The 24,141-nt window shown below is 44.2% G+C and carries 22 protein-coding genes and 2 pseudogenes; 10 read left to right on the forward strand and 14 right to left on the reverse strand.

Annotated features, from left to right (window positions below; all coding sequences use genetic code 11):
- Window positions 1-6: 6 nt before the first annotated feature.
- Window positions 7-620, reverse strand: a pseudogene (locus AC3D28_RS15165) (glutathione S-transferase).
- 144 nt (window positions 621-764) lie between these two features.
- Here AC3D28_RS15165 and AC3D28_RS15170 point away from each other — a divergent pair.
- Window positions 765-1,340, forward strand: a complete 576-nt coding sequence (locus AC3D28_RS15170) for a TetR/AcrR family transcriptional regulator (RefSeq protein ID WP_488536559.1) — start codon at window positions 765-767, stop codon at window positions 1,338-1,340.
- A 1-nt stretch (window position 1,341) separates the two neighbouring features.
- The gene (locus tag AC3D28_RS15175) at window positions 1,342-1,752 is read left to right on the forward strand and encodes a PPC domain-containing DNA-binding protein (RefSeq protein WP_098414077.1); all 411 of its coding nucleotides are present in this window, start codon (window positions 1,342-1,344) and stop codon (window positions 1,750-1,752) included.
- Window positions 1,753-1,807: 55 nt separating this feature from the next.
- Here AC3D28_RS15175 and AC3D28_RS15180 read toward each other — a convergent pair whose 3' ends face one another.
- On the reverse strand, window positions 1,808-3,715 hold the full coding sequence (locus tag AC3D28_RS15180; RefSeq protein ID WP_488536560.1) for a methyl-accepting chemotaxis protein: 1,908 nt from the start codon (window positions 3,713-3,715) through the stop codon (window positions 1,808-1,810).
- 268 nt (window positions 3,716-3,983) lie between these two features.
- Window positions 3,984-4,418, reverse strand: coding sequence for a GNAT family N-acetyltransferase (locus AC3D28_RS15185; RefSeq protein WP_488536561.1), 435 nt, complete (start codon window positions 4,416-4,418; stop codon window positions 3,984-3,986).
- Window positions 4,419-4,792: 374 nt separating this feature from the next.
- On the opposite strand from AC3D28_RS15185, the gene AC3D28_RS15190 reads away from it, so the two are divergent.
- A complete protein-coding gene (locus AC3D28_RS15190; protein WP_488536562.1) occupies window positions 4,793-6,049 on the forward strand; it encodes an aromatic amino acid transport family protein in 1,257 nt (418 codons plus the stop codon).
- 183 nt (window positions 6,050-6,232) lie between these two features.
- Here AC3D28_RS15190 and AC3D28_RS15195 read toward each other — a convergent pair whose 3' ends face one another.
- A complete protein-coding gene (locus AC3D28_RS15195) occupies window positions 6,233-7,162 on the reverse strand; it encodes an SRPBCC family protein (RefSeq protein ID WP_488536563.1) in 930 nt (309 codons plus the stop codon).
- 157 nt (window positions 7,163-7,319) lie between these two features.
- Window positions 7,320-8,363: a Preprotein translocase subunit SecY gene (locus AC3D28_RS15200; RefSeq protein WP_488536564.1), complete on the reverse strand. Its 1,044-nt coding sequence runs from the start codon at window positions 8,361-8,363 to the stop codon at window positions 7,320-7,322.
- Between the two features lie 341 nt (window positions 8,364-8,704).
- Between AC3D28_RS15200 and AC3D28_RS15205 the strand changes: the two genes are divergently transcribed.
- Both AC3D28_RS15205 and AC3D28_RS15210 read left to right on the forward strand, forming a co-directional pair.
- Window positions 8,705-9,166, forward strand: coding sequence for a hypothetical protein (locus tag AC3D28_RS15205; protein ID WP_098414083.1), 462 nt, complete (start codon window positions 8,705-8,707; stop codon window positions 9,164-9,166).
- Window positions 9,167-9,248: 82 nt separating this feature from the next.
- Window positions 9,249-9,722 carry a copper chaperone PCu(A)C gene (locus AC3D28_RS15210; protein ID WP_098414084.1) on the forward strand — a complete coding sequence of 158 codons (474 nt, stop codon included), beginning with the start codon at window positions 9,249-9,251 and terminating at the stop codon, window positions 9,720-9,722.
- A gap of 252 nt (window positions 9,723-9,974) precedes the next feature.
- Here AC3D28_RS15210 and AC3D28_RS15215 read toward each other — a convergent pair whose 3' ends face one another.
- The gene (locus tag AC3D28_RS15215) at window positions 9,975-10,295 is read right to left on the reverse strand and encodes a DOPA 4,5-dioxygenase family protein (RefSeq protein ID WP_098414085.1); all 321 of its coding nucleotides are present in this window, start codon (window positions 10,293-10,295) and stop codon (window positions 9,975-9,977) included.
- A gap of 544 nt (window positions 10,296-10,839) precedes the next feature.
- Here AC3D28_RS15215 and pdhA point away from each other — a divergent pair.
- The 3 genes and pseudogenes from pdhA to AC3D28_RS15230 all read left to right on the forward strand — a co-directional run bounded on the left by pdhA (window position 10,840) and on the right by AC3D28_RS15230 (window position 14,056).
- Window positions 10,840-11,934 (forward strand): pyruvate dehydrogenase (acetyl-transferring) E1 component subunit alpha, encoded by a 1,095-nt coding sequence (gene pdhA / locus AC3D28_RS15220; protein ID WP_488536565.1) that lies wholly within the window; start codon window positions 10,840-10,842, stop codon window positions 11,932-11,934.
- Complete coding sequence (locus AC3D28_RS15225) at window positions 11,927-12,910, forward strand: alpha-ketoacid dehydrogenase subunit beta (RefSeq protein WP_488536566.1); 984 nt, start codon at window positions 11,927-11,929, stop codon at window positions 12,908-12,910. The genes pdhA and AC3D28_RS15225 overlap by 8 nt, the downstream gene beginning before the upstream one ends.
- Window positions 12,907-14,056 (forward strand): annotated as a pseudogene (locus AC3D28_RS15230) (dihydrolipoamide acetyltransferase family protein). The gene AC3D28_RS15225 and the pseudogene AC3D28_RS15230 overlap by 4 nt, the downstream one beginning before the upstream one ends.
- Window positions 14,057-14,194: 138 nt before the next feature.
- On the opposite strand, the gene AC3D28_RS15235 reads toward AC3D28_RS15230, so the two are convergent.
- The gene (locus AC3D28_RS15235) at window positions 14,195-15,160 is read right to left on the reverse strand and encodes an electron transfer flavoprotein subunit alpha/FixB family protein (protein ID WP_488536567.1); all 966 of its coding nucleotides are present in this window, start codon (window positions 15,158-15,160) and stop codon (window positions 14,195-14,197) included.
- 134 nt (window positions 15,161-15,294) lie between these two features.
- Here AC3D28_RS15235 and AC3D28_RS15240 point away from each other — a divergent pair, with 134 nt between their 5' ends.
- Window positions 15,295-16,956, forward strand: coding sequence for an electron transfer flavoprotein-ubiquinone oxidoreductase (locus AC3D28_RS15240; protein ID WP_488536568.1), 1,662 nt, complete (start codon window positions 15,295-15,297; stop codon window positions 16,954-16,956).
- 46 nt (window positions 16,957-17,002) lie between these two features.
- On the opposite strand, the gene AC3D28_RS15245 is transcribed toward AC3D28_RS15240, so the two are convergent.
- Window positions 17,003-17,887, reverse strand: a complete 885-nt coding sequence (locus AC3D28_RS15245) for a LysR family transcriptional regulator (protein ID WP_488536569.1) — start codon at window positions 17,885-17,887, stop codon at window positions 17,003-17,005.
- Window positions 17,888-18,003: 116 nt separating this feature from the next.
- Here AC3D28_RS15245 and AC3D28_RS15250 point away from each other — a divergent pair, with 116 nt between their 5' ends.
- Window positions 18,004-18,675 (forward strand): type 1 glutamine amidotransferase domain-containing protein, encoded by a 672-nt coding sequence (locus tag AC3D28_RS15250; RefSeq protein WP_488536570.1) that lies wholly within the window; start codon window positions 18,004-18,006, stop codon window positions 18,673-18,675.
- Window positions 18,676-18,806: 131 nt separating this feature from the next.
- Here the strand turns inward: AC3D28_RS15250 and AC3D28_RS15255 are convergent, their stop codons facing one another.
- From AC3D28_RS15255 to AC3D28_RS15280, 6 genes are all read right to left on the reverse strand, one after another.
- A complete protein-coding gene (locus tag AC3D28_RS15255; protein WP_098414093.1) occupies window positions 18,807-19,379 on the reverse strand; it encodes a dioxygenase family protein in 573 nt (190 codons plus the stop codon).
- Window positions 19,380-19,528: 149 nt separating this feature from the next.
- Entirely contained in the window at window positions 19,529-20,197 is a 669-nt protein-coding gene (gene artM / locus AC3D28_RS15260; protein ID WP_488536571.1) for an arginine ABC transporter permease ArtM, read from the reverse strand.
- Window positions 20,194-20,883 (reverse strand): arginine ABC transporter permease ArtQ, encoded by a 690-nt coding sequence (artQ, locus tag AC3D28_RS15265; RefSeq protein ID WP_098414095.1) that lies wholly within the window; start codon window positions 20,881-20,883, stop codon window positions 20,194-20,196. The genes artM and artQ overlap by 4 nt, the downstream gene beginning before the upstream one ends.
- 1 nt (window position 20,884) lies before the next feature.
- On the reverse strand, window positions 20,885-21,616 hold the full coding sequence (locus tag AC3D28_RS15270) for an arginine ABC transporter substrate-binding protein (RefSeq protein ID WP_488536572.1): 732 nt from the start codon (window positions 21,614-21,616) through the stop codon (window positions 20,885-20,887).
- A 79-nt stretch (window positions 21,617-21,695) separates the two neighbouring features.
- Entirely contained in the window at window positions 21,696-22,424 is a 729-nt protein-coding gene (artP, locus tag AC3D28_RS15275) for an arginine ABC transporter ATP-binding protein ArtP (protein ID WP_488536573.1), read from the reverse strand.
- A gap of 271 nt (window positions 22,425-22,695) precedes the next feature.
- Entirely contained in the window at window positions 22,696-23,676 is a 981-nt protein-coding gene (locus tag AC3D28_RS15280) for a chemotaxis protein (protein WP_098414513.1), read from the reverse strand.
- Between the last annotated feature and the right edge of the window lie 465 nt (window positions 23,677-24,141).

Consider the following 24,141-nt stretch of genomic DNA (forward strand, 5'->3'; position numbering starts at 1 on the left):
AATGATTTAAGGTTGAAATGCTGGTCGAGCTGCGAGTTGTTTATACCATCGAGCGATATTAGGTGTCGTTGAAAACACATCCACTTCTAAACCATTCATCGCAAAACCAATCAAGATAAAACCTGTTATATCAACAATAGTAAAATGGTCAGTTGCAATGAATTCACTCTCAGCAAGTCGCTCATCAAGACGCGGCAAAAACTCAAGAACACGTTTTTTAGACTCTTCCCCCACGCTTTAATGCAACGTTCACGATCTTCATAAATAGCCGTGATGTTTCTGAATGCCTGGAAAGCAGCGTAGAGCCCTTGAAACTCAACCACACGATGCCACATTTCAATTTGGGCACGCTCTAATGGACTTCCTCCAAAAAGATTTAAATCGTTAGTGAATACCTCATCTAAATAACGACAAATCGCCACGCTTTCACAAATTGTCGTACCATCTTCAAGCTCGAGTACAGGAACTTTACCATTTACGCTTTTTTGCTTGAACGTATCAGACAAATTATCACCATCACGTACATTTAATGCGACCCGTTCAATTCCACCACCGATTTCCTTCAAAAAAATGCTAACCCTTTTGCAGCTTGGCGTCATTGCCGTTTCGTAGAGCTTCATAAGTATCCTTTCTCTTTTTCTAACTGATTGGTTAGCATATACTGTAGTCAGTGTATAAACGCTCAGTCAAGAACTTCCTTTATTAAAAGCCGTTCAATAAATTTAGAGGCGATTTGCATCAAGCAGCCTCAGGTAGGTAGACATATGGCCAGAAAAGCCAACTTCGATCGAGAAGAGAAACTCGTAGTCGCAATGAATGTGTTTTGGCGTAAGGGTTTTGCAAATACATCGATTTCCGATCTCACCAATGAGTTAAACATCAACCGCTTTAGTCTTTACAATACCTATGGTGACAAGCAGCGATTGTATTATGAAGCGCTAGATACCTATTTGAAAAAGGTCTCACTCCCCTCACTCATCGACTTAGAGAAAGATAACGCGTCATTACCAGAGTTAGAGTCGTTTTTAATATCCTTTGCTGGGTTACAGCGTCAATACAACTGCGGTTGTTTCATCCAAAACGCTCTCGTAGAGCATGCGGGGGAAGATGATGACGTGTTGCGTAAGGGGCATTTTTTGTTTGATCACTTGATCGGGGTTATCACGGACGCACTAAAAAACGCACAACAAGAGACTCTGGTTGCGAAAGGCTTAAAACCTGAAGATCTCGCTCGCTTTGTTCTCAACAACATGCAAGGTATGCGAGTGCTGGGCAAAGCGAAACGTTATGCCGATTTGAATACCGCGTTATCTTGTTTACTGAACTTAATTAGGAAGTAATATGTCGATTCAAATAATTGCGACTCGCCTAACCCAAGGCATGGATTTGAAACAAACGCTTGCGCAATTGGTGCAAAAACATGACATCAAAGCAGGTTCAATCGCTTCTTGTGTGGGTTGTGTTTCTGATCTCAAACTTCGTTTGGCAGGCGCACAAAGCACCTTATTTAAGCAAGAACCTTTTGAGATTGTGTCGGTAATGGGGACACTAACGCCTGAACATCAGCACATTCATATCTCGGTTTCTGACCGCAACGGACAGGTTTTTGGGGGGCATTTAATGGAAGGAACCATCATCGATACGACTGCTGAGTTGATCATTCATTCTTACTCAGAGCTGCTCTTTACGCGAGCGATGGACACATCTACAGGCTACACCGAATTGCAGATCCATTCGATAAACAACGATTAAAAAAAAGGCCAGCGTCTTCGCTGGCCTTGTCTCGTCATCGGTTGGTTAATCGAATTTATTTTAACTTAAATTGCTCAACGACCGATTTTAGTTGACTGTTTGCGGCGGCAAGATTGATGGCTTCGTCGCTGGTATCCCTACCATTTTGAGATATTTTCATAACCAAATCACGTATATTTGACATGTTACAGCTCACTTCATGAGTGGTCGCATTCTGCTGCTCTGTCGCAGTGGCAATTTGAACACTAATATCACTAACATGCACGACTGAGTCACCAACAGAATTAAGCGATTCAACTATCCTTCTAGACTGTTGCTCGGTTTGATTGCAGCTTTCTTTGGTTATTTGCATGTCTTCAATTGCATCATTTGAGCTTTGTCGTAACTGTTGAACAGTTTGTTCAATCTCAACAGTACTGGCTTGCGTTCGCGCCGCTAACGCTCGGACCTCATCAGCAACGACAGCAAATCCACGTCCTTGTTCGCCAGCTCGAGCAGCCTCTATCGCCGCATTTAAAGCTAATAAATTCGTTTGATCAGCGATCTCTCCAATGATGTCGAGGATACGATTTATCTCTTGTGTTTCTTTATTGATGTTAATAATTCTTTCAGAAACCTGATCAACATCGTCAATCATTTTTCTTGCAGTTGTCGCTGCTTCATTAACCGTGACACTGATTTCGGTCACTTGAGAATGCGTTGACTGAGTTAATTGTGAAGCTTGAGCAGTATTATTGGCTACGTCACTCGCAGTTGAACTCATTTCCTCAACCGCGGTAACGATCTGCTCCGTTTCTATTGAGTGACCATCCAATAACTTAGTGCTTGTTTCTGTTTGCAGTTTTAGCTCGTTGACACTTTGGGAAATGGATTGCGAGGACTGAGAAATATCTAGCATCATTTCTTGTAATCTTGAGACAAACGTATTTATACCTTGTGAAATTTGCCCCAAATCATCATCATTATCTACTGGTAACCGTTTAGTTAGATCACCATTTCCTTGAGATAAATCGATAACTAGCGACTTTAAATTAAGGATTGGTTGATACAATACTTTAAGTAACCCCAACACAATCGTGACGGAGATTAATACCATGATAAGAGAGGAAATAATCGATTCGGTGAGCGCTTTATTAGCGGCTGAGTAAGCAACTGATTTATCAATATTAACGAAAAGATACCAACGCTGGTCATTAGATAAGTTTATAGCCCTCGTGTAGGCAACCATCTCTTTACCTTGAAAGGTATACTCCATCATATTGGTCTCTTCCGTGCTCATCATTCTTTGCACATCAGATAAACCGGCATCGTTGAGCGTGGTTCCAAAACTTAAAGCCGAAAAATTAGACGCTAACGTATTACCTGCCTCATTTACAATGGCAGCGTGTGAACCAGGAATTTTAACATTAGCAATGACTTCCGATAATATGTCTAGCTCTATATCGCCAAGAATAGCACCGCCGCTGATGCTCTTTACTAATGAAATAACATACTTGCCGGTGGTTGAATCTGTGTAAACATCGGTAAATTCAACATGGTTAGCCGTCTTAGCTTGTGAATACCAAGGTCTTGAACGAGGATCGTAGTGGTTTGGATCAGCAACACCATTATTCCAACCTTTACCAGACAAAGTAGAGTATGCAATGCCATTGTCGAAGCCATAGAGAACGGTTGCTAGGTTACTCGTCTGCTGAGCTAACCTAGCAGTCTCGAGTAAACGTTTTGCATTATGTTCAACTTGATAATCCTTAGTGAGAACATCGATAGCTTGAGCTTTCTGTTTAAACCACCCTTCTATTCTATTCGCTTGATCGTTTACCGTGGCACTCGATCTTTGGCCAATATTATCAATGATTTGTTGTTTGATTTTTACATAAGACAACCAGTTTGATACTAGCAAACTAAGGATTACTAGTATAATAACCGATAGAGTAAGCTTTGCTTTGAAGCCAATTTTTTTCACTGTAAACCCTAATAGCCATGAAAATTGTAAGCTCAACTAGGTTGTCAAGCATCGTAACTGTCAACTTTATCACTAAAAAGAATCACGCGGTAACCTAATGTTAAAAAAACAAATTAAAAACTAACAAACAACTTTAAAGATCAGAGACCTAATTTTTTATTGTGATAATTAAACAGTTTTCGTATTTTCCAACCGAGTTTTGTGAGTGACAAGGACCATTTCATATGCCGTACTGATTGAGGCCCAATCAAACTCATATCGTGTAGCATTAATTCACTAATTCCATAACCAACCTAGACTCTTCATCACCAAAATAATTCGCCTCCTCCTCCAGAACTTTGAAACCGAGAGAGAGGTAGAGTGATAAAGCGGGTTGGTTATTTGGTTCAACGGTCAATTTAACTCGTGAGCTTGGTTTTAGCTGAGCCACGGCGCTTTCAATCAGAGCTCGAGCAATACCTTTACCCCGATGTTGAGTATCAACAGCCAGTGACATAATCCAATACTGGTGCTCTGTCGAACTCGGTGTTAACAGGATATAGCCTGTGACTTGCGCTCCTTCCTTCGCAACCAATAAGCTCTCTCCCCAGCAGTCGAAGGCTTGTCGAAAGAAAAATTGAGGGTAGGCATGTTCTCCAAACAAGGTATTTTCTAGTGTGAACACCGTTAATAGGTCGTCTTTACGTGCAGATAAAATGTCCATCAAATTGTTTCTCCTTTTGCATCGGTGGCAGCAGTATACCTAAATAGCATCAAGATTCAGAGAAACACGCTGTTATCCTTGATGCTTTAAGGTGTTGGTTTACACTCGCCCATCGCGTATTTTTTCTTAGCGCACACCAATGCATAATCTTCACCTGCAATATCAAAAACCAACTATCAAATAAAATTCAGATTATAAAACTGCAAAAAAGACATAAAACTGAAACTAAACACCAGATTTTGAAAAAATTCATAGTTTGATAAGTTACAACACCTGTCAATTCATAGCATGATTCACCCCATTGTAGATGTGATCACAAACACTAAAACCTATACCATCCGCCATATTATTATTTTTATAAAGACGAGTATGAAGTGAAAGAATCTCAAAATACGTTAAATTCCAGTGAATTAGACACAACTACCTCTTGGTCAAAACACGACACACATTGGGTTCTTAGCTTATTTGGTACCGCCGTAGGTGCTGGTATTTTGTTTCTGCCAATCAATCTTGGTATTGGCGGTTTTTGGCCATTGGTCGCGATGGCTACGTTAGCCTTCCCAATGACTTATCTCGCGCATCGTGGTCTCGCTCGATTCGTACTCTCGTCTAAGATCAAAAATGCAGACTTTACCGATGTAGTAGAAGAACACTTTGGTGCCAAGACAGGTCGTTCGATTTCACTGCTGTATTTTCTTTCTATCTTTCCGATCCTTTTGATTTACGGTGTTGGTATTACCAATACTGTTGACAGTTTTATGGTTCACCAAGCCGATATGGCGTCCTTACCTCGTCCATTACTCTCTGGCGTCCTGGTTTTTGCATTGATTGCTATTATGATGGCCGGCGAAAAAGTCATGTTGCGTGCTTTTGCCATCATGGTTTATCCATTAGTCGCGATTCTGGCCTTTCTCTCTTTTTATTTAATACCCAACTGGACCTTGCCTGTCATGGATGCGCCAGACGCGGCTACTTTTGCTAGCACCATGTGGCTAGCAGTTCCTGTGGTTATTTTCTCATTTAGTCACGCCGCTGCGATTTCAAGCTTTTCCAATGTACAACGTCGCCATTATGGTGAAAACGCGGAAGCTAAAACCGAAACGATTCTCCGACGCACGAGTATCATGTTGATTGCGTTTGTGCTTCTTTTTGTTTTTTCATGTATTTTGGCTTTATCCCCTGAGCAACTGGCTCAAGCCAAAGAGCAAAACGTGTCAGTGCTGTCTTATTTAGCGAACGCGACAGATAATCCATTTATTGCCACACTCGGTCCTTTGGTGGCTTTTGTTGCTATTACCTCCTCTTTTTTGGGCCACTTTCTAGGCGCACGAGAGAGTTTAAATGGTTTGATTACAAAACATTCTAATTTGCCAAAACAACGCGTTGAATACATCAGTGTTGTTATTCTGTTTCTCTCCATTTGGGCAACGACGATTATGAACCCTAGTATTCTTGGCATGATGGAAGCATTATCCGGCCCTGTTATCGCTATGATCTTATTTATTATGCCAATGTTAGCGGTATATAAGATCGACGCGTTGAAGCAATATCGTAACAATCATTCGACTTACTTTGTGTTAATGACGGGAATTATTGCGGTAAGCGCGTTGGTTTTTAGTCTGTTTAGCTAAGAAGAAAAAATTGAGCTGCATATTCAGGGGAATACCTTACAGAGAGTAAGGTGGCCCCTGAATTTCTGTTGCTTTATATAAGACTGTTCATTCCTGTTTTCGATTAGAGCAGGAAAAACCCCCACGCTCGTCAATACTCAATCGATGCAAATACGCCCCATAATGCCAAAGCGTGAAAGTGATTTATTTCTTAAACAAAATAACCTCTGTGCGTAAATTCATACCTTCTGTTTCTTTTCGGTTATTCAGATAACGCTCAATGCCTAACGGGTTGCTCTTCACTTTGATCCCACTCTGACGAGTCAAAGTCATGGCTAACGACCACGCGTTACCCAAAAATTGATACTCACCTCGATGTTCAACCACAAATGTGTCGCACTTTGGTATGGTTCCAGCAACAAAACCCTGTGGCGCAGTAGCCGGATTATCAAGCGGAAAACAGGTGATAAATTCAAGCGCTCCCTGCTGCATATCCATCGACTGGTAATAGCAAAATAACTCTCCGTTTACAGATATACCTTCTTTCTTTGTTAACTGCTTCAACTGTTGAAGATGACCTTCTATCATCGACCCGAGTTCGGTAATCGTGCCCACCCCCTTTACCCCAATGTAATGCATCTTAGACTGAGTTCGATTACCGATTTCAACTAAATCAGAGAATACTTGCCCCGTTTCGAGCCGACTTTTGAGCATTTGCAGTCCGCGTTGATAATCCATCTCAAGCATCGACTTAAACATGTTTTTGAGGAAGAACAGATACCACGGAACACGTGATTGCATTTGCCATTCAACTGAGCAACCGATCTGTGACGGCATCACAATGAGAGTCACCTTACCGTGACTTTTAATCGGATGAAAAAAGTGAAGCTCCATGTCTAAACGATGCTTTTGGGTACTTTCTAGCACGATAGCACCAGTACCGATACGCTGACCATCCCATTGGAATCCTGCCCCGACGTGACCTTGGTTATCACTAAACGTCAGTTCACAGCTCGGTTCAAGAATGAGCCACGGTGACCACTCAGGCCAATTGTTAAAATCCTTGAGATAGTCAATGATCTCGCTTTGAGTCTTATTAATTTCAATGCTTTTGCTGACCTGATAAGAAAGCATGGCGGCTCCTCAAGTTTCCGCTGAACTAACTTCAGTCTAATTCAATTCCCAGTTTTTTCTTGTTTCACTGTGAGTTAGTGAGGAAAAAGCAAAAGAGCGTCAATCGACGCTCTTTTTTATCTGAACCAATCTATTTATCTGAACCTATACATCTCAGTTAGGCGACTTCCGCTTGACCAATCCAATGATAATGATGATTGGCTTTTTTGCCGACTAAGCCAAGCTCCGCTAACTCTTCAAACACCTTATCCACCTCTTCGGCGGACAGTCTAAATTGTTTGGCAACGGCTTTCTTAGTACACGTGATTTGATGCGTTGTGAGGGCATCGCTGACTTGTTCCAATAACGTCATTGCCGCTTGAGGTGGTTCCGGTGGGGTTGGCATTTTTTGCTCTTCCTCTGCTTTGATATGTGGAAGATAACCTGCTGGTTCGGGATCAATATCACGGAGCGTTTCTAAAGTCCCCCCTTCATGGCGACGATAAAAATAGCGAAAGCGCTGTTCTTCTCCAATCAAGCCAACAAAAAAGGCAGCAAAGAAATCCAATAAAATCGATAAAAACACAACCAAACCAAGCTGGGCTTGTTGAGACGTCGTGCCGAACGCTTTGGCTAGGCTGTCGATCAAACCGATCACAGAACCTTGGGTTACGGGTGGTAAGTTATCTCGCTCCATCGCTAACCGCTGCTGTTCTTTACGCAGCTTTTTGTTCTGCCCTTGAATACGACTCACGCCTGTTGCAATACGTTCCATCTCGATATACTTCTGAGCCGCCATATTGTTGAGATCAATCTGTTTATCAATCGCCGCAATCTGGCGATTAAACGCTTCCACCTTTGCTTGCTCGACAGAAATATGACTTTGTGCACTGTTCGTTGCGCTATTGATGCCACCAATACTGCCACCGATAGAGATGGCGGCCAACACCGAGTAAAATGTCAACGCCGTTATCGCGCCTGCGTAGTTACGGTGTGCTCGACGCTCACCATATTCATACCAAGCATAGAACTTACCCGCTTCAAAAATAATCGCTAAGCCACCAAATAAGGCCTGCATCATGGGGTTTTCATCGATCGACAAAAACAGCAGTAAAGAAAAAATAGTCGATGCTAAAATCGCAGCACCAGTGAATGTATAAACACTCACCATCGCAAATCGACCTTTAGGGTATCGATATCCAATCTGTTGTTCGTATTTCATTTGAGAAATTTCTTAAGATTAATCGTCCCTCCTATTAAGCAGGACGGACGTTCAGGCATGTACAAAGGCGCGGAGAATACCGTATCCTTTATTAAATTACTGTCATAATTACGTTAATCGAAAACAAGTGAATACTCTGCGTACATTTTGAGTCCATATCGGCCAAGGCTAGCGCATAAAAACACCAATTTATTACCAGAATGCTATGGTTAAATCGCATGAGCGGAAACTTTGCCTTACCCAAGTGATGCACACTTGTATCACTTTTTAGCAAACTCGCAATTACATTATTTAGGTAATTTGTTAATATCTTGCACCGAAGAAAACAAACATCCAATCGTATGGAAACAGTCCGACTACCGCATAAAAAGCAACATATCACCGCTTTAGCGATCATATTCGCGGTGTTGTTTCAACTGTACCTTGCTTCCACTGCGGTACTTAATCCGACGCAACTCCACAGTAAAAACTGGCTTCATACAGTACAGAGTGAAAAAGTACTTCTTTGTACCGCTGACGGATTTAAATGGGTGGATATCAACACGCTGATTAAAGCCAACGCCCAATCTTCTTCTGGGTTCATTCAAAGTCTCCATTTACATGAAGGCTTTCAGTTTGAATGCCCATTACTCCAAGCCATACAGTTCTTTCTGCTGGTTGTTATTGGGCTCTACCTAGCGACCGTTCTCTGGTTACGACGTGTCAAGCATACCTTCAATCCTTATCGTTTCGCGAAATGCGACAAGCTCGTGTATAAACACATCGCCCCAAAACACTCCCCACCCAATGTTTTTCCTGCTTAATCATTACGAATTTTGGTTCAAAAACGACAACCATCTGATCAGCTTACGATCAGAATTGCTATATATTCAAAAGGAAAAACAGATGCTTAAACAAATGAAAACCGTCGCGATTGCTCTTGTTGCGCTTGTCGCCAGCCCAGTTAGTCTTGCTGACGATTATGAAGTGGGAGAGATCCATATTGCTCACCCATGGAGTCGAGAAGCGCCACCTAATGCCCCTGTGATTGGTGGTTTTTTCCAACTGACTAACCATGGTGATATCGAAGACGCTTTAATCGCAGCGGAAAGTCCGATTGCGGGACACGTTGAGATTCATACTCATAAAAAAGAAGACGGTGTGATGAAAATGATTAAGATCGATGAGGTGCGCGTCCCTGCCAGTGGCTCTGTATTATTTAAGCCGGGCAGCTTCCACTTGATGATTTTTAATCCAACTCAAATTCTAAAAGAAGGAAACCGTTTCCCTATGACGTTGACGTTTAAAAACGCCGGGAAAGTGCAAGTAGAAATGGTGGTAGAAAAGCAAGATCGTATGAAAAAAAACATGCATCATTAATTTTCTTTTCCGCTTTCTGGGATGTCTTAACTCAAAAGTCACAGGAGCCGAGTATATACTCGGCTTCTTTTTTTATGTTCTACCCATATATTAAGTCACTATTTCGATGGTTATAACGAGCTCAAACCTAGTGAGGTGCACACTAAAAGAGGGTTTAACACGCCAATTGAGATAATGACCGCTATGAGCTATGGATAAAGTCACGACTCCAAGCGGTCGGAAAGTTTGGTGAAGGGCATTTACGGGTTGTGATTATTTCTCAAGCTTTTCTTCAAATACGCCAAGCTCTCTACCTAACCAAATTGCACGTTCCGTATGATCAAGCAATTCTTCTTCACTCACAGGATGAATCAATACAGAAAAGTCGCCTCGGATAGTATCGAGCCAAGCAAGGAACTCTTCACTCAATGATTCCAAGTGAAGTTCAAACATCGGCATTTTATGTGGACCAACCAACCTTCCGACTAAAGGATACACACGCAACACATCTTGCCGTTCTTGGCGAATGATCTCATTCAAAGCCTGCGCTTTATCTTGTTGTCTTAAAGGAAAATAAACATGGGCGTGGTACATAACTTCTCCATAATACTTCTGCTTGAGTACCGTTTACACGATGCGAACTCAAGAATCGCCAAGGTTATACATTTATGATTCGTCACCCTACCTTGATTCCACTCTGTTGAAAAGAAGTTATCCCTTCCTCCAACCAGAGCTCGGGGTCTCCCCGTTATCACGAGTCCTCGCTCAAGCAACAACAACCAATTTACATACATAAATTAATAATGGTTCAGTTTGTCACATTTTACAGGCTAATTTTGGTGCAAATACACTTCAACCCTCGTGACTGCATTCGGGCTTTAAACTTTAAAATAGACAAGCGCAAAGATTCACCTATTACGCCACAGAATCAAGTTGTAAGTAAAAATTTACTGTTGAGAGAAAGTCAAAATAGAGCACAAATTAACAATTTGATTACACTTATTGTATCTAGCCTTACTGCGATTAAATTAAAGGTCTAGGCATTGGATGTGGTCTTCATATTGCCTTGTGTTTGAACAAACACCCTGTATTAACGGGAGGCAATCCAAAAGACCCGCTGCGTCAAAAGGAGCTTGAGATGAACGTTCAAGCATTACCCATGTACCGGTTTATCGACCATCATGGGAACCTAGTCGGCCAACTACCCAACTGGGCTGATACTGAAACTTTAGTCGGGTTTTACCGTGACATGGTATTAACTCGCACCTACGACAACAAAGCTGTTGCGCTACAACGTACTGGTAAACTCGGTACCTACCCCTCGCATCTTGGTGCAGAAGCCATCGGAGTAGCTGTCGGTCGTGCGCTAAAACCTGACGATGTCCTTGTCCCTTACTACCGTGATATGCCTGCGATGTGGTGCCGTGGTATTGGTATGGAAAAAAACCTTCAATACTGGGGGGGAGACGAGTCTGGTAGCGACTTTGCACCAGCGGGCAGTCTCACTCCAAGTCGAGATCTGCCATTTTGTGTGCCTATCGCAACACAATGCACACACGCCGTTGGTGTTGCCTCTGCATTGAAAATTCAGGGCAATCATGAAGCGGCATTAGTTATGTGTGGTGATGGTGGCACGTCAAAAGGTGACTTTCTTGAGTCCATAAACTGTGCGGGCGCTTGGAACATTCCTCTGGTTTTCGTTGTAAACAACAATCAATGGGCAATTTCGGTGCCTCGCAGCCTGCAATGTGCTGCCGAATTTTTGTCAGAAAAAGCCCAAGGCGCAGGTATCCCTGGTATCACAGTGGATGGTAATGATGTGGTTGCCGTTTACGATGCCACCATGACGGCACTAGAGCGGGCACGAAAAGGAAAAGGCGCAACCTTGATTGAAGCGGTCAGTTATCGGTTAAGCGATCACACAACCGCTGATGATGCCACTCGTTATCGTAAAGAAGAAGAGGTTCAAACCGCATGGCGATTTGAACCCGTGGGACGCCTTAAAGCTTACTTAATCAATCAAGGTGCTTGGAGTGACACACAAGAACAGCAATGGCTCGACTATTGCAAAGAACAAGTCGACCTCGCCGTTGAACGCTATCTCAGCTTACCTCAACAAGCGCCAGAAACTGGGTTTGATTATCTTTATGAATCTCTCCCTACAGAGCTTCATCCGCAAAGAGATGAGCTCATCAACAAAGCAGTGCGAATGCAGGAAGGCAAACATGGCTGAGCTAACGTTAGTTGAAGCGGTAAACCTCGCTCTGCACTATGAAATGCAGCACGACCCGAATGTAATTGTGCTTGGCGAAGACGTGGGCGATAACGGCGGGGTATTCCGCGCCACTGTGGGGCTAAAACAAGAATTTGGGCTTAAGCGCGTGATTGATACTCCACTCGCAGAAGCGTTAATCGGCGGGGTCGCGGTCGGTATGGCGACGCAAGGACTTCGCCCAGTCGCAGAGTTCCAGTTCCAAGGTTTTATCTTCCCTGCCATGGAACATTTGATGTGTCATGCCGCTCGAATGCGTAACCGAACTCGCGGGCGCCTCACTTGCCCAGCCGTGTTTCGTGCGCCATTTGGTGGCGGCATTCATGCTCCAGAGCATCACTCGGAGAGTATCGAAGCACTTTTTGCTCATATCGCTGGCTTTAAAGTCGTGATCCCTTCCTCTCCTCAACGTGCGTATGGTCTGCTTCTCGCTTCTATTCGCAGCAACGATCCAGTGATGTTCTTTGAGCCAAAACGTATTTATCGCACCGTAAAATCCGAAGTGATCGATAACGGTGAAGCGCTCCCACTCGATACCTGCTTTACGCTGCGTAAAGGGCGCGATATTACGCTCGTGACTTGGGGCGCATGTGTTTTGGAGTCACTGCAAGCGGCACAAACGTTGTCGAGTCAAGGAATTGAAGTGGAACTCATTGATTTAGCAAGCATCAAACCTATTGATATGGCCACCGTCTTCCGCTCACTAGAAAAAACCGGGCGCCTCCTTGTCGTACATGAAGCGAGCCGGACCTGCGGGGTGGGTTCAGAGCTTTTAGCACGAACAGCTGAGCACGCTATGTGCTTATTAAAAGCCCCTCCTAAACGCGTCACTGGGATGGACACCATTATGCCTTATTACCGTAACGAAGATTATTTCATGGTTCAGGAAGAAGACATTGTGACAGCAGCACGTGAGCTCGTGGAGGGTTGGAAATGAAAACATTTCACTTACCTGATCTCGGCGAAGGCCTCGCTGAGTCAGAAATTGTCACATGGCACGTCAATGTCGGCGATATGGTTCAGTTAGATCAAGTGATCTTAACCGTAGAGACGGCAAAGGCGACGGTCGATGTTCCCGCGCCTTACTCGGGTCGAGTGGTGAGTCGTCATGGGGAAGAAGGCGATATCGTTAACATTGGTGCATTATTACTCGAAATCGATGAGACGGGCGCGGAGCACGAAGCAACCACAGAGAAAGAACAAAGCGTAGATGCCGCGACGGTGGTCGGTAATGTTTCTCGATCAGGCCCATCACGTTAACCTCGATGATTTTTGGGTGGGCGGGAATCACAGCACGACAAAAGACAACTTGATTACCGCACTTCCCTCTGCTCGTTTATTAGCGAAAAAGCTGGGTGTAGACCTCAATCTCGTATCCGGTCGTGGCCCAAACGGCCTCATTGTTGATGCTGATATTTACGACGAAGCCAGAAAACAACGCCCAGGCACTGAAGTGCTGAAAGGTGCCCGACGCACCATGGTTTCGACCATGACCGAATCACACAAGAATGTTGCAGCGGTAACCATTACCGAAGAAGCATTGCTGGAAGATTGGCTGCCAAGCGAAGACATCAGCATTCGTCTTGTTCAAGCGATTGTTCACGCTTGTCAGAAGGAGCCAGCTCTAAACGCTTGGTTTGATGCCGAGACTATGACGCGTTGCATACATAACACCGTCAACTTGGGAATTGCCGTCGATAGTCGTCACGGCTTATACGTCCCCGTGCTACGCCATGCAGACGAGTATGAACCACTAGATGTTCGTCGTTGGCTTGATCAAACTGCCGAAGAGATCAGAGAGAGAAAAATTGGCCGTGAGCAATTGCAGCATGCGACTATCACACTTTCTAACTTCGGGGCCATTGGTGGCCTCTTCGCGACACCAGTGGTATCACCGCCGCAAGTGGCCATTGTCGGTGCGGGTCGTCTCGTTGACCGAGTGGTGATAAGAAACGGCCAAGTGATAGCAGTAAAAGCAATGCCGTTATCCATAACATTCGATCATCGCGCTTGCACTGGCGGTGAAGCCGCAAAGTTCACCAAAATACTGGCTGAGCATTTGCAACGCCCCAGTGAGAAGTGACGATGAAAAAAGCTTCCATGACGGCAGCCTTTCATTCCTACCATGGTACTGAATGACCAACATGGGTAACTAAGAACACGCATCGTTCACTTTTTATCCTAACAAGCCTTAGCAGACTTGAAATGTAATTGCAGTGCTTTAAAGCTTATCCAGCAATTCAGGCATAACCTCAAACAAATCACCAACCAAACCATAATCCGCGATGTCGAAAATTGGCGCATCGGGGTCGCGGTTAATTGCAACAATCACCTTAGAGTCCTTCATCCCTGCCAAATGCTGAATGGCACCAGAAATACCCACTGCAATATACAACTCAGGAGCCACAATTTTACCGGTTTGCCCGACTTGGTGATCATTGGACACGTAACCCGCATCAACCGCTGCGCGAGAAGCCCCCACCGCTCCACCCAACTTATCCGCCAGTTGCTCAACCAAGGCGAAGCTCTCTTTACTTCCAAAGCCACGGCCACCAGAAACCACCACGCGCGCTGCAGGCAATTCTGGACGCTCACTTTCTGGCTTCTGCTGTGACACAAACTCACAACGCTCGGCAGCAACCACTGTATCCACTTGAGTCACTTTAGGCACCACCGCTGTGTCGGACAACCCCACCGCCTCAAACACTGTGCTTCGCACTGTCATGACTTTAATTGCATCACTGGACACAATTCTGGCCAATGCGTTCCCGGCATAAATCGGACGAATCACCGTATCAAGTGACTCGATTGCCATCACATCAGATAACTGCCCGACATCAAGTAGGGCAGCGACGCGAGGCATTACGTTCTTACCAAACGTGCTGGCTGGCGCGAGAAGATGTGAGAAGTCTTGCCCGACTTGCGAGCTCAATACAGCTAAGTTTTCTGCTAACCCATGCTCGTATTCTTTCGCATCCACCCAGATGATTTCTGCGATTTCTTTAATACGTTTTAGATCATCGACAACCAAGGAACACTGATGCCCTACAACTAAAACTGAAATTGGCAGTGGCACCCCATTATCCTTTATGCATGCGGCGGCTTGGATCGTGCGTAAAGTATCGACTGCCAGCGCCTTGTTATCGTGCTCAGCGATGACAAGTGTTGCTAATGGTCTACTGTCCATGACGGGCCTCTTATCACACGTCGGAGATTTTACTTGAGCTTAGTTTAATTCACGTTAACGTCAACTGAGCTATAGTTCTGTATATACACTAAGAATGGTCACATTGATGACGACAGTAGAAAGGATACCTATACATGGAACGAGAATGCATGGAATTTGACGTCGTGATCGTAGGTGCAGGACCAGCAGGATTAAGTGCAGCCTGTCGATTAGCACAGTTAAACCCAGCACGTGAGAGCGAAGCATTATCCATTTGTGTCATAGAAAAAGGGGCTGAAGTTGGCGCGCATATTTTGTCTGGCGCCGTGTTTGAGACTCACGCGTTAGATGAGCTTTTCCCTGATTGGAAAAAGATGGACGCGCCACTCTCAGCCTCTGTGCAACAGGATGATTTCCTTTATCTGACTACCGCTATCAATCATGTCCGAGTGCCTCACTTTATTACGCCAAAACCCATGAAAAATGACCAAAATAATTATGTTATTAGCCTCGCTAACCTCTGCCGCTGGCTCGCGACCCAAGCAGAGAGCCTTGGCGTGGACATTTTCCCGGGTTTTGCTGCTGCGAGTATCAATTACGACCACTCTGGTAGCGTCACTGGCATCACTACCAGTGACATGGGGCTGGATAAACAGGGGCAAACGAAGCCAACTTTTGAGCCCGGAATCGAACTCAAAGCCAAATACACCATCTTTGCTGAAGGCTGTCGAGGGCACTTGGGTAAAGAGTTAATCCAAAGGTTTGACTTAGATGCAGGAAAATCACCGCAGCATTACGCTCTGGGATTAAAAGAGATATGGGATCTGCCAACTGATAGTGACAACCTATCTGGCAGTGTACTCCATTCGATTGGCTGGCCATTACGCGAGACTCAGACCACCGGTGGCGGTTTTTTATATCATATGGAAAACAACCAAATCGCTGTCGGTTTGATCGTCGACTTGAATTACAGTAATGCCTACCTAAGCCCTTTCGACGAATTCCAACGCTTTAAGCATCACCCTGCAATCAAAAAACATTTGCAAGGTGCTCATCGTGTCGCGTATGGCGCAAGAGCGCTCGCTAAAGGTGGGCTATCTTCCTTGCCTAAACAACAATTTGCTGGTGGGCTGCTTATTGGTTGTGATGCAGGCACGCTCAACGTAGCGAAAATCAAAGGCAGCCATACGGCAATGAAATCGGGGTTACTCGCGGCAGAAGCCGTCAATACCGCACTGCAACGCGCCTCTTCTGAGCCAGATTACCAAACATTGTTTGAATCATCATGGCTGTATGAAGAATTATCCGAAACACGTAACTTTGGCGCCAATATTCATACGTTCGGCTCCCTTCTTGGCGGTGCGATCTCAACCTTTGAGCACAATTTATGGCAACCACTAGTTAAAAAGCCGTTACCATGGGCGGTGACAAATCACTCCCACGATCACGAGCAACTGCTCCTTAAAGATGAATGTCAGCCTATCGAATATCCGAAGCCGGATGGTGAAATCAGTTTCGATAAGGCTTCATCGGTATTCTTATCGGGAACGCAACATGAAGAGAACCAGCCCTGTCACCTTGTCCTGACTTACCCTCACATTCCGATTGATGTTCACTTAGACAAGTACGATGAACCAAGCCAACGCTACTGTCCCGCAGGTGTTTACGAGGTGTTAGAAGTGGAAGGTAAATTCAGGTTTCAGATAAATGCAGCAAACTGCGTGCACTGTAAAACTTGCGATATTAAAGATCCTTCGCAAAATATTACATGGAAAACGCCTGAAGGCGGTGGCGGACCGAGTTATCAGAATATGTAATGACTCGGTGCCTGAACGTCCAAAGTAACGCTTGCTGATGGCAATCTTACTCCTGCCAATCAGCAAAATGAGACAACAAAAAATCGATCGCAAACCTTGCTCTTTGTGGCAGAAAGTGGCGATTTTGATAGACAATCCAACTGCTTGCACCGCTTCCCCAATACGGTTCTAATACTGGGATCAAACGCCCTGAGACTAATGCATCATTAAAGCTGCTTTTAGGTAAATACGCGATCCCTAACCCCTCCTCACACGCCTGCAAGACCGTATTGGTATTATTACTTCGCCATCGACCCTGAACTTTTACGCCATTCAATGGTTTACCATCGCATTCGAACTGCCAGAGATCTTTGTTAGTGATAATGCAACTGTGGCGTTTTAATTGTTCTGGATGCGTTGGAAGACCATGTTCATTAATGTATTTCTGACTCGCCGCTGCCGCCATGGAACGGTCCACCAGTTTTCTCGCCACTAAGCCAGAATCGTTAAGTCGTCCATAACGAATGGCAAAGTCAAAGCCGTCTTCGATGAAGTTAACCATGTTAGTGTTGAAGTTCATCTCCACCGTTAAGTTGGGATGATTCTTAGCAAACGCCATTAGCGCCGGCGCGACATGATTCTCCGACAATGCACCAGCGGCACTCACACGCAATGTGCCACTTAACTGAGTTTGTTGTGTGGTCAATTGTTCATTCGCTTGTTGAAGCCCAATCACTAACTCTTTGCACTGTCGATAATAACTTTGCCCCTCTTCCGTCAAGCTTACCATTCGTGTGGAGCGCGCGAACAGCGCGACACCCAAACGCTCTTCTAATCTAGTGACTTGTCGACTTACGTGACTGGTACTACAATCCAATTGTTTTGCTGCGGCAGAAAACCCTAAGCACTCCGCGACCGTAACAAACTCGTTAATGCCTTCAAAACTGTCCATGCTCACCTTTGCCATATAGCAATAATGTTTTGTCAATTAACCATATTATCACTCATTTGTTTAGCAATTAGTATGAAGGGGTGAAACAAATACCAACGAACCAATAAGGAAAGCACATGAAGAAAGTACTCATTGTTGTTACTAACCATGCGACTCTTGGTGACACTGATCAAGCAAACGGAACTTACGCTCCGGAGCTTACTCACGCTCTAAACGAGCTTCTCAATGCTGGCTTGGATTACGACATCGCTTCTCTTAAAGGCGGTAAAGCCCCACTTTACGGAACCGACATTGATGGTGACGAAGTCAACGCAAAAATATTAGCGGATGACGATTTCCAAAACCGCGTCAACAATACGATTCCTGTATCACAGGTTAACGGTGATAACTACGACGCGATTTTCTACCCAGGTGGTTTCGGCTTGCTCTCAGACTTAGCAAGCAATGAAGAGTTTGCCAAAATCTCGGCTAAACATTACGAAAATGGTGGTATCATTGCAGCGGTATGCCATGGTCCGGCCGCATTACTACCGATTACGTTAAGCAATGGCGAAAAGTTGCTGGCGTCTAAGTCAGTCACTGGTTTTACACGTGAAGAAGAGATTGACTTTGGTACCATCGAATACATCCCATTCCTATTAGAAGAGTCTCTGGCTCGCAATGCCGCCCGTTATACGAAAGTACAGCCTTGGCAAGAGTTTGTGATTGTTGATGACCGCCTCATTACTGGCCAAAACCCAACAAGCGCTCACGGTGTGGGCAAAGCGCTCGTAGATTTACTCGCTTAAGCACGGAACAACAAGGAAAACGGGGTATATCCTGTTTTCCTTAGTCCACCCCTTTCCCAACGTTAGTCTCCTCCCACTACTTAATACAAATGGCCGCCATCAATAAGTTAAGTTTGTGCTGATATAAGACATTAAGTAATCACAAAAGTGAACGTTCCAACTAGTCGTTCATCCACTTTTATTGGCTTAAATTGCAAATGATCACGCGCTTTTCCGCCCCACCATTCATTACCCGTTTGCCCTTTCAAATACAGCTGAGTAGTTAACAATTCTTGCTTACCACGCCAAAGCTTAACGTGAATATGTGGTGGCCTTGAACTGTATGGCACTGGATACAAGGTTTGAAAAAAGTAGCGTCCATCGGCTCTGGTTAATGCTGCTCCGAAACCGGCAAAATTAGGGTCGAAATTGTTATTGCTTGTCTGGTTCGGGTGATCGTAAATACCTTGTCCGTCACATTGCCAAATTTCTATTTTTACGCCAGACATTGGACGCCCTGCCGTATTAAGCACCTGCCCTTGAAGGATAATAGACTCGCCAATCAAACCATCCGGCTGTAAAACCAAATTTTGGCGGATAGGAATAGCGGATACGGGATAAAATGGACCTTCGGTTTGAGCTGGTGTTGGTTTCATTGAGCTAGACGCTTTTAACGAGGGCGCGAAGATCAAAGACCATAAGGCTAAGAAATGTCGGCGTTCCATAATGTCACCTGTCGTTGTAATCCTTCCTTAAGTTTGGTGAATCTGAACCAATTTGCCAGCTAACGCACTGGCTAAAACAACAATGCCCCTGTTCGAGAGTCCGAAAACAGAGGCATTATAGATAAATAGATAAGTTGCTGAAATTTGAGTTACACGGCTTCAAACGCCAATGCTTTTTTCTCAACTTGACGGAAAATCAACGTCAGGATGCCATTGACGCCCAAGTAAAATGCCCCTGCAATGCCAAACACGGTTAGCGTATCGTAAGTTTGTGCGTTAATGCGCTGAGCATACCCCATTAAGTCCATGATAGTGATGGTGCTTGCCAACGATGTACCTTTAAACACCAAAATCACTTCATTTGAGTAAGCGGGGACCGCACGGCGAATCGCATATGGCAGCAGCACTTTCAGCGTCGCGGTTTTATTCATCCCCAAAGCACGACACGCTTGCCACTGGCCTGAAGGAATCGCGTTAAACGCCCCTTTGAACAACTGGGTACTGTACGCCGCCGTATTCAGTGCCAAGGCCAACATGGCACAAAACCAAGGTTGGCTAAACCAATTCCAAAGAAAGCTTTCTCTTACTGCATCGAACTGACCCGGACCATAGTACACCAAGAAAATTTGAACCAACAAAGGCGTACCTGTGAACAGAGTAATAATACCGCGACTCACCCAATGCAAACCCGGAGTACGTAAGATCAGGGTAAACGTCATCAGCAGAGCAAGGATACAACCGGCCACTAAAGATGCGACGGTCAATTGTAAGCTTGTACCTAAGCCATCGAGCATCTGCCAAACGTGTTGTTCGTTCATGCGGTTGTCTCCTGTCCCATGCTCATCCCTTGGATGGAGAATTTTTTATCAATGCGCTTCACGGCGCGTTGCGTCACTAACGTAATTACCAAATAAATTGCTGCTGCTGTTGCGTACCAGGTAAAGGCTTCATGCGTTGCAGCAGACGTTAGCTGTGCCTGTTTTAGTAAGTCCGTTACACCGATCAGAGAAACCAGCGCCGTATCTTTTAGCAATACAAGCCATTGGTTAGTCAAACCTGGTAGTGCGTGTCTGACCGCTTGTGGCAAAACAATACGAACAAATGCGTGAGATTGGCTGATACCAAGCGCGCTTGCCGCCTCTCTCTGCCCTCTTCCCACCGCTTTTAATGCTCCGCGTAACGTTTGAGAAGCGTAAGAAGCAAAGATCAGAGACAATGCCACCACGCCAGATAAAAACGGGCTAACCTCAATAAAGTCTCCGGTGATCAAAAATAGAACCTGAGTCGAACCAAAATAAATGAACAACACGACAAGGATCTCTGGCAAGCCTCGTACAATCGTAACAAACGCCGTCATTGGCCATTTCACGACTGCACGACGAGACATTTCACCACTGGCGAATACCACCGCCAGGATCAAACCGACCAAAAGGCTTGTGAATGCCAGCTGAACCGTCATCCAGCTAGCTTGAACAAGCGACAGAGAGTAACCCGTTAATACCATATTACTTACCGAAGTACTTGTTGTAGATTACGTCATATTGACCATTCGCTTTTACTGCTTTTAGTGCCGTGTTCAGTTTACTCACTAGCTCGTCGTTATCTTTGTTGACTGCGATACCGAAACCGTTACCAAAGTATTTAGGGTTCGTCACGTGTTCACCAACGTACGCTAGGTTGTCTTCTTTCTTAAACCACTCTGCAACGACTGCGGTATCACCGAAGACTGAATCAATACGACCATTCTTCATATTGATGAATGCATCTTGATAGCTTGAGTAAGGTACTGCTGTGACACCCGGCATTTGATCGATTAGGTAGCTTTGGTGGGTAGAGCCGTTTTGCACGCCCACACGTTTATCTTTTAATGCTTGTTGGTCTGCTACTTTGTCTTTGATAGAAACAAATGCCGCAGAGTTATCATAGTAAGCGTCGGAGAAATTGACTTGTTCAAGGCGCGCTTCAGTAATGTCCATTGCAGAAATCGCCGCGTCGTAACGTTTGAATTTTAATGCAGGAATTAAGCTGTCAAAAGATTGGTTGTGAAAGCTACATTTCGCTTCTATTTCTTTACATAGAGCGTTCGCTAAGTCCACATCAAAACCTTGAATTTGGTTGTTTTCATCCATATATTCGAATGGTGCGTACGTCGCTTCCATTGCGAATTTAATCTCTTCTTGTGCCGCTACGTTTGCTGATACAAGGCCGATTAGTGAAGCCAGTAGAATCTTTTTCATTGCAATACTCCGTGTGTATGTCTTGGGCTGACACTCGCAATGACAGCCGAGCTTATCTGTGGTTAGTAAAACCGATTTTTTAGTGTTTTAAATAGTCCGCAAACTGAGTCGTTTGCGGATTAGAAAATGAATCGTGTGTGCCATGTTCAACAATGAAGCCTTTTTCAAGGTATAAAACATGGCTGGCGATCTTTTTAGCAAATTCAACTTCATGAGTGACAACAACTTGAGTAATCCCCGTACCACTTAAATCTTTAATAATCTTAACTACTTGGTTGGTTATCTCTGGGTCAAGCGCCGCTGTAGGCTCATCAAAAAGCAAAATTTCTGGTTTCATCATCAGGGCACGAGCAATCGCAACACGTTGTTGCTGACCACCAGATAATTGCATTGGCCATGCATCTGCTTTATCAGCCAAATGCAACGTCGTAAGAATTTGCATTGCCTGCTTTCTAGCTTCGTCTTTATCCATGCCAGCCACTTTAATTGGAGCCTCAAGCAGATTCTCCATCACTGTCATATGTGGCCACAAATTGTACTGTTGAAACACCATACCCACTTTACGACGAAGCGCTAAACCTTGCTTTTCTTTAATTTCAGTTGAGAAATCGAAAACGTCGTTCGCGATGTTTAACTTTCCGTTATCTGCTCCTTCTAGAAGGTTAAGAACACGCAGAAGAGAACTCTTCCCTGCACCACTTGGGCCCAGTAACACCAACGTTTCACCGCTTTCACAATTAAAACTGACATCGTGAAGAACCTGTGTATCGCCGTAGGATTTATTGACTCCGCTTACCTGAATACTCATGCTGTCATACCGCATTAATTGTCAACTTGGCATTTATATTACCAATACGGATTTTTTATGCAATAAAAATGTATAAAAATTTGGTTTGTTGCTTTTTTGTATAAGCATTGAGCAGCATAACAGAGCATATAACTGGTTTGATAAGTAGTATTCCTGTTCGGGTCATCATGTAGTCAGATGCCTGTGACAAACTTAAAATTCTGCCTCGCTCATGATCAAATAAGGCTGCCAAACGGCAGCCTTATACATTAATTGTCACCACTATCTTTATTTACGCAAAGTTAAACACGTATTTGTCCATCATGTTCACCATACGGCCTATTTCTGGCTTCGTGATGGTATCATTCGCCCCAAGCGAGAGTGCTTTTGAGCGGTTATCTTCACTCATTAGTGATGAGAACATGATGATTGGCATTTCTCGGAACGCTTCAGTATCACGTAGCCGTTTTACTAAGTGCATCCCGTCCATTCGAGGCATTTCTACGTCCGTAACAACCGCATCCAATAACTCTCGGACTGGCAAGTTTTCTTCTTTTGCTACTTCAATCAGGTTCATCAATTTCTCGTGAGCTTCACCGCCATCTTTACACGTGATCACGTTGTAGCCTGAAGACGCCAATGTATCTTGGATTAAAGAACGGATAAAAGCAGAATCATCAACAACCATGACTGTTTTGGCATTACGTTTGCCAACTATTCTCTGATTTAAATCTACCGACTTGTCCCCTTTCACATCGTACTTTTCCATACTCAGTTCAGGGTTAATATCGGCAATGATCTTCTCAAAATCGAGGATCATGATCAGATTCCCTTCTTTGCGGACCACAGCCACCACACAATCTTGCTCACCCGCTTCGAGGAACTGGCTTGGCGATTCCACATCATTCCAAGAAATACGGTGAATGCGCGAAATGCTATCAATAAGAAAGCCATTGGTCATTTTGTTGAAGTCAGTCACGATGACAAATTTGTGCTCGAGATCTTGTCGTGTAGGAACACCCAACCAACCGGCTAAGTCGACTAACGGTGTCAACACCTCTCTAGATGAAAATACACCTACCATATGAGGCTGTGCATTTGGATAATCGGTTGTTTCTGGTACGCGGATAACTTCTCGTACTTTTGCTACGTTAATACCGTAATAACACGTTTTCGTGCTGCCATCAGGCAATTGTTTTTCTAAATGGAACTCAATAATTTCAAGCTCATTGGTACCACTTTCTGTCAAAATAGTGCTGGTTACGTTACTCATAAACCCAATTATCCAACCAAAATACGCATCAGGAAAAAGTTTGATGCAAACGCCATGAGAAGCCATTCTCTGGCTAAAAATCCAAGAATCCTTTTTAGTCGTTACAACTAAATTTGTAAACCATCAAAAGGACGGTCACCGCACATTTCTATATCAAACAGTGAAAAAATGTCTCATTTTTGAACACGATAGAATGAGCCTTCTTGGGTGCGAATTTACTTTCCCACTTTTAACGACCATTTTTCTGAATAGTTTAGAGGTAATAGCGATCTCCCTGCTTCTTTTGTTGAACATAGTATTAATGCTCAACAAATAACCCAGTCTACACTTTAAGAAGTAATAGGCATGGTTCGAAATACAAGGATTGATAGAATTACTACAGACATTGAGCTTGCGACTAAGGCAAGCCGCTTTTTATTCTCATCTTGAATGCTTACCACAAATTCCATGATAAACTAGACAATT

The sequence above is a fragment of the Vibrio sp. TAP-3B genome (assembly GCF_057784735.1).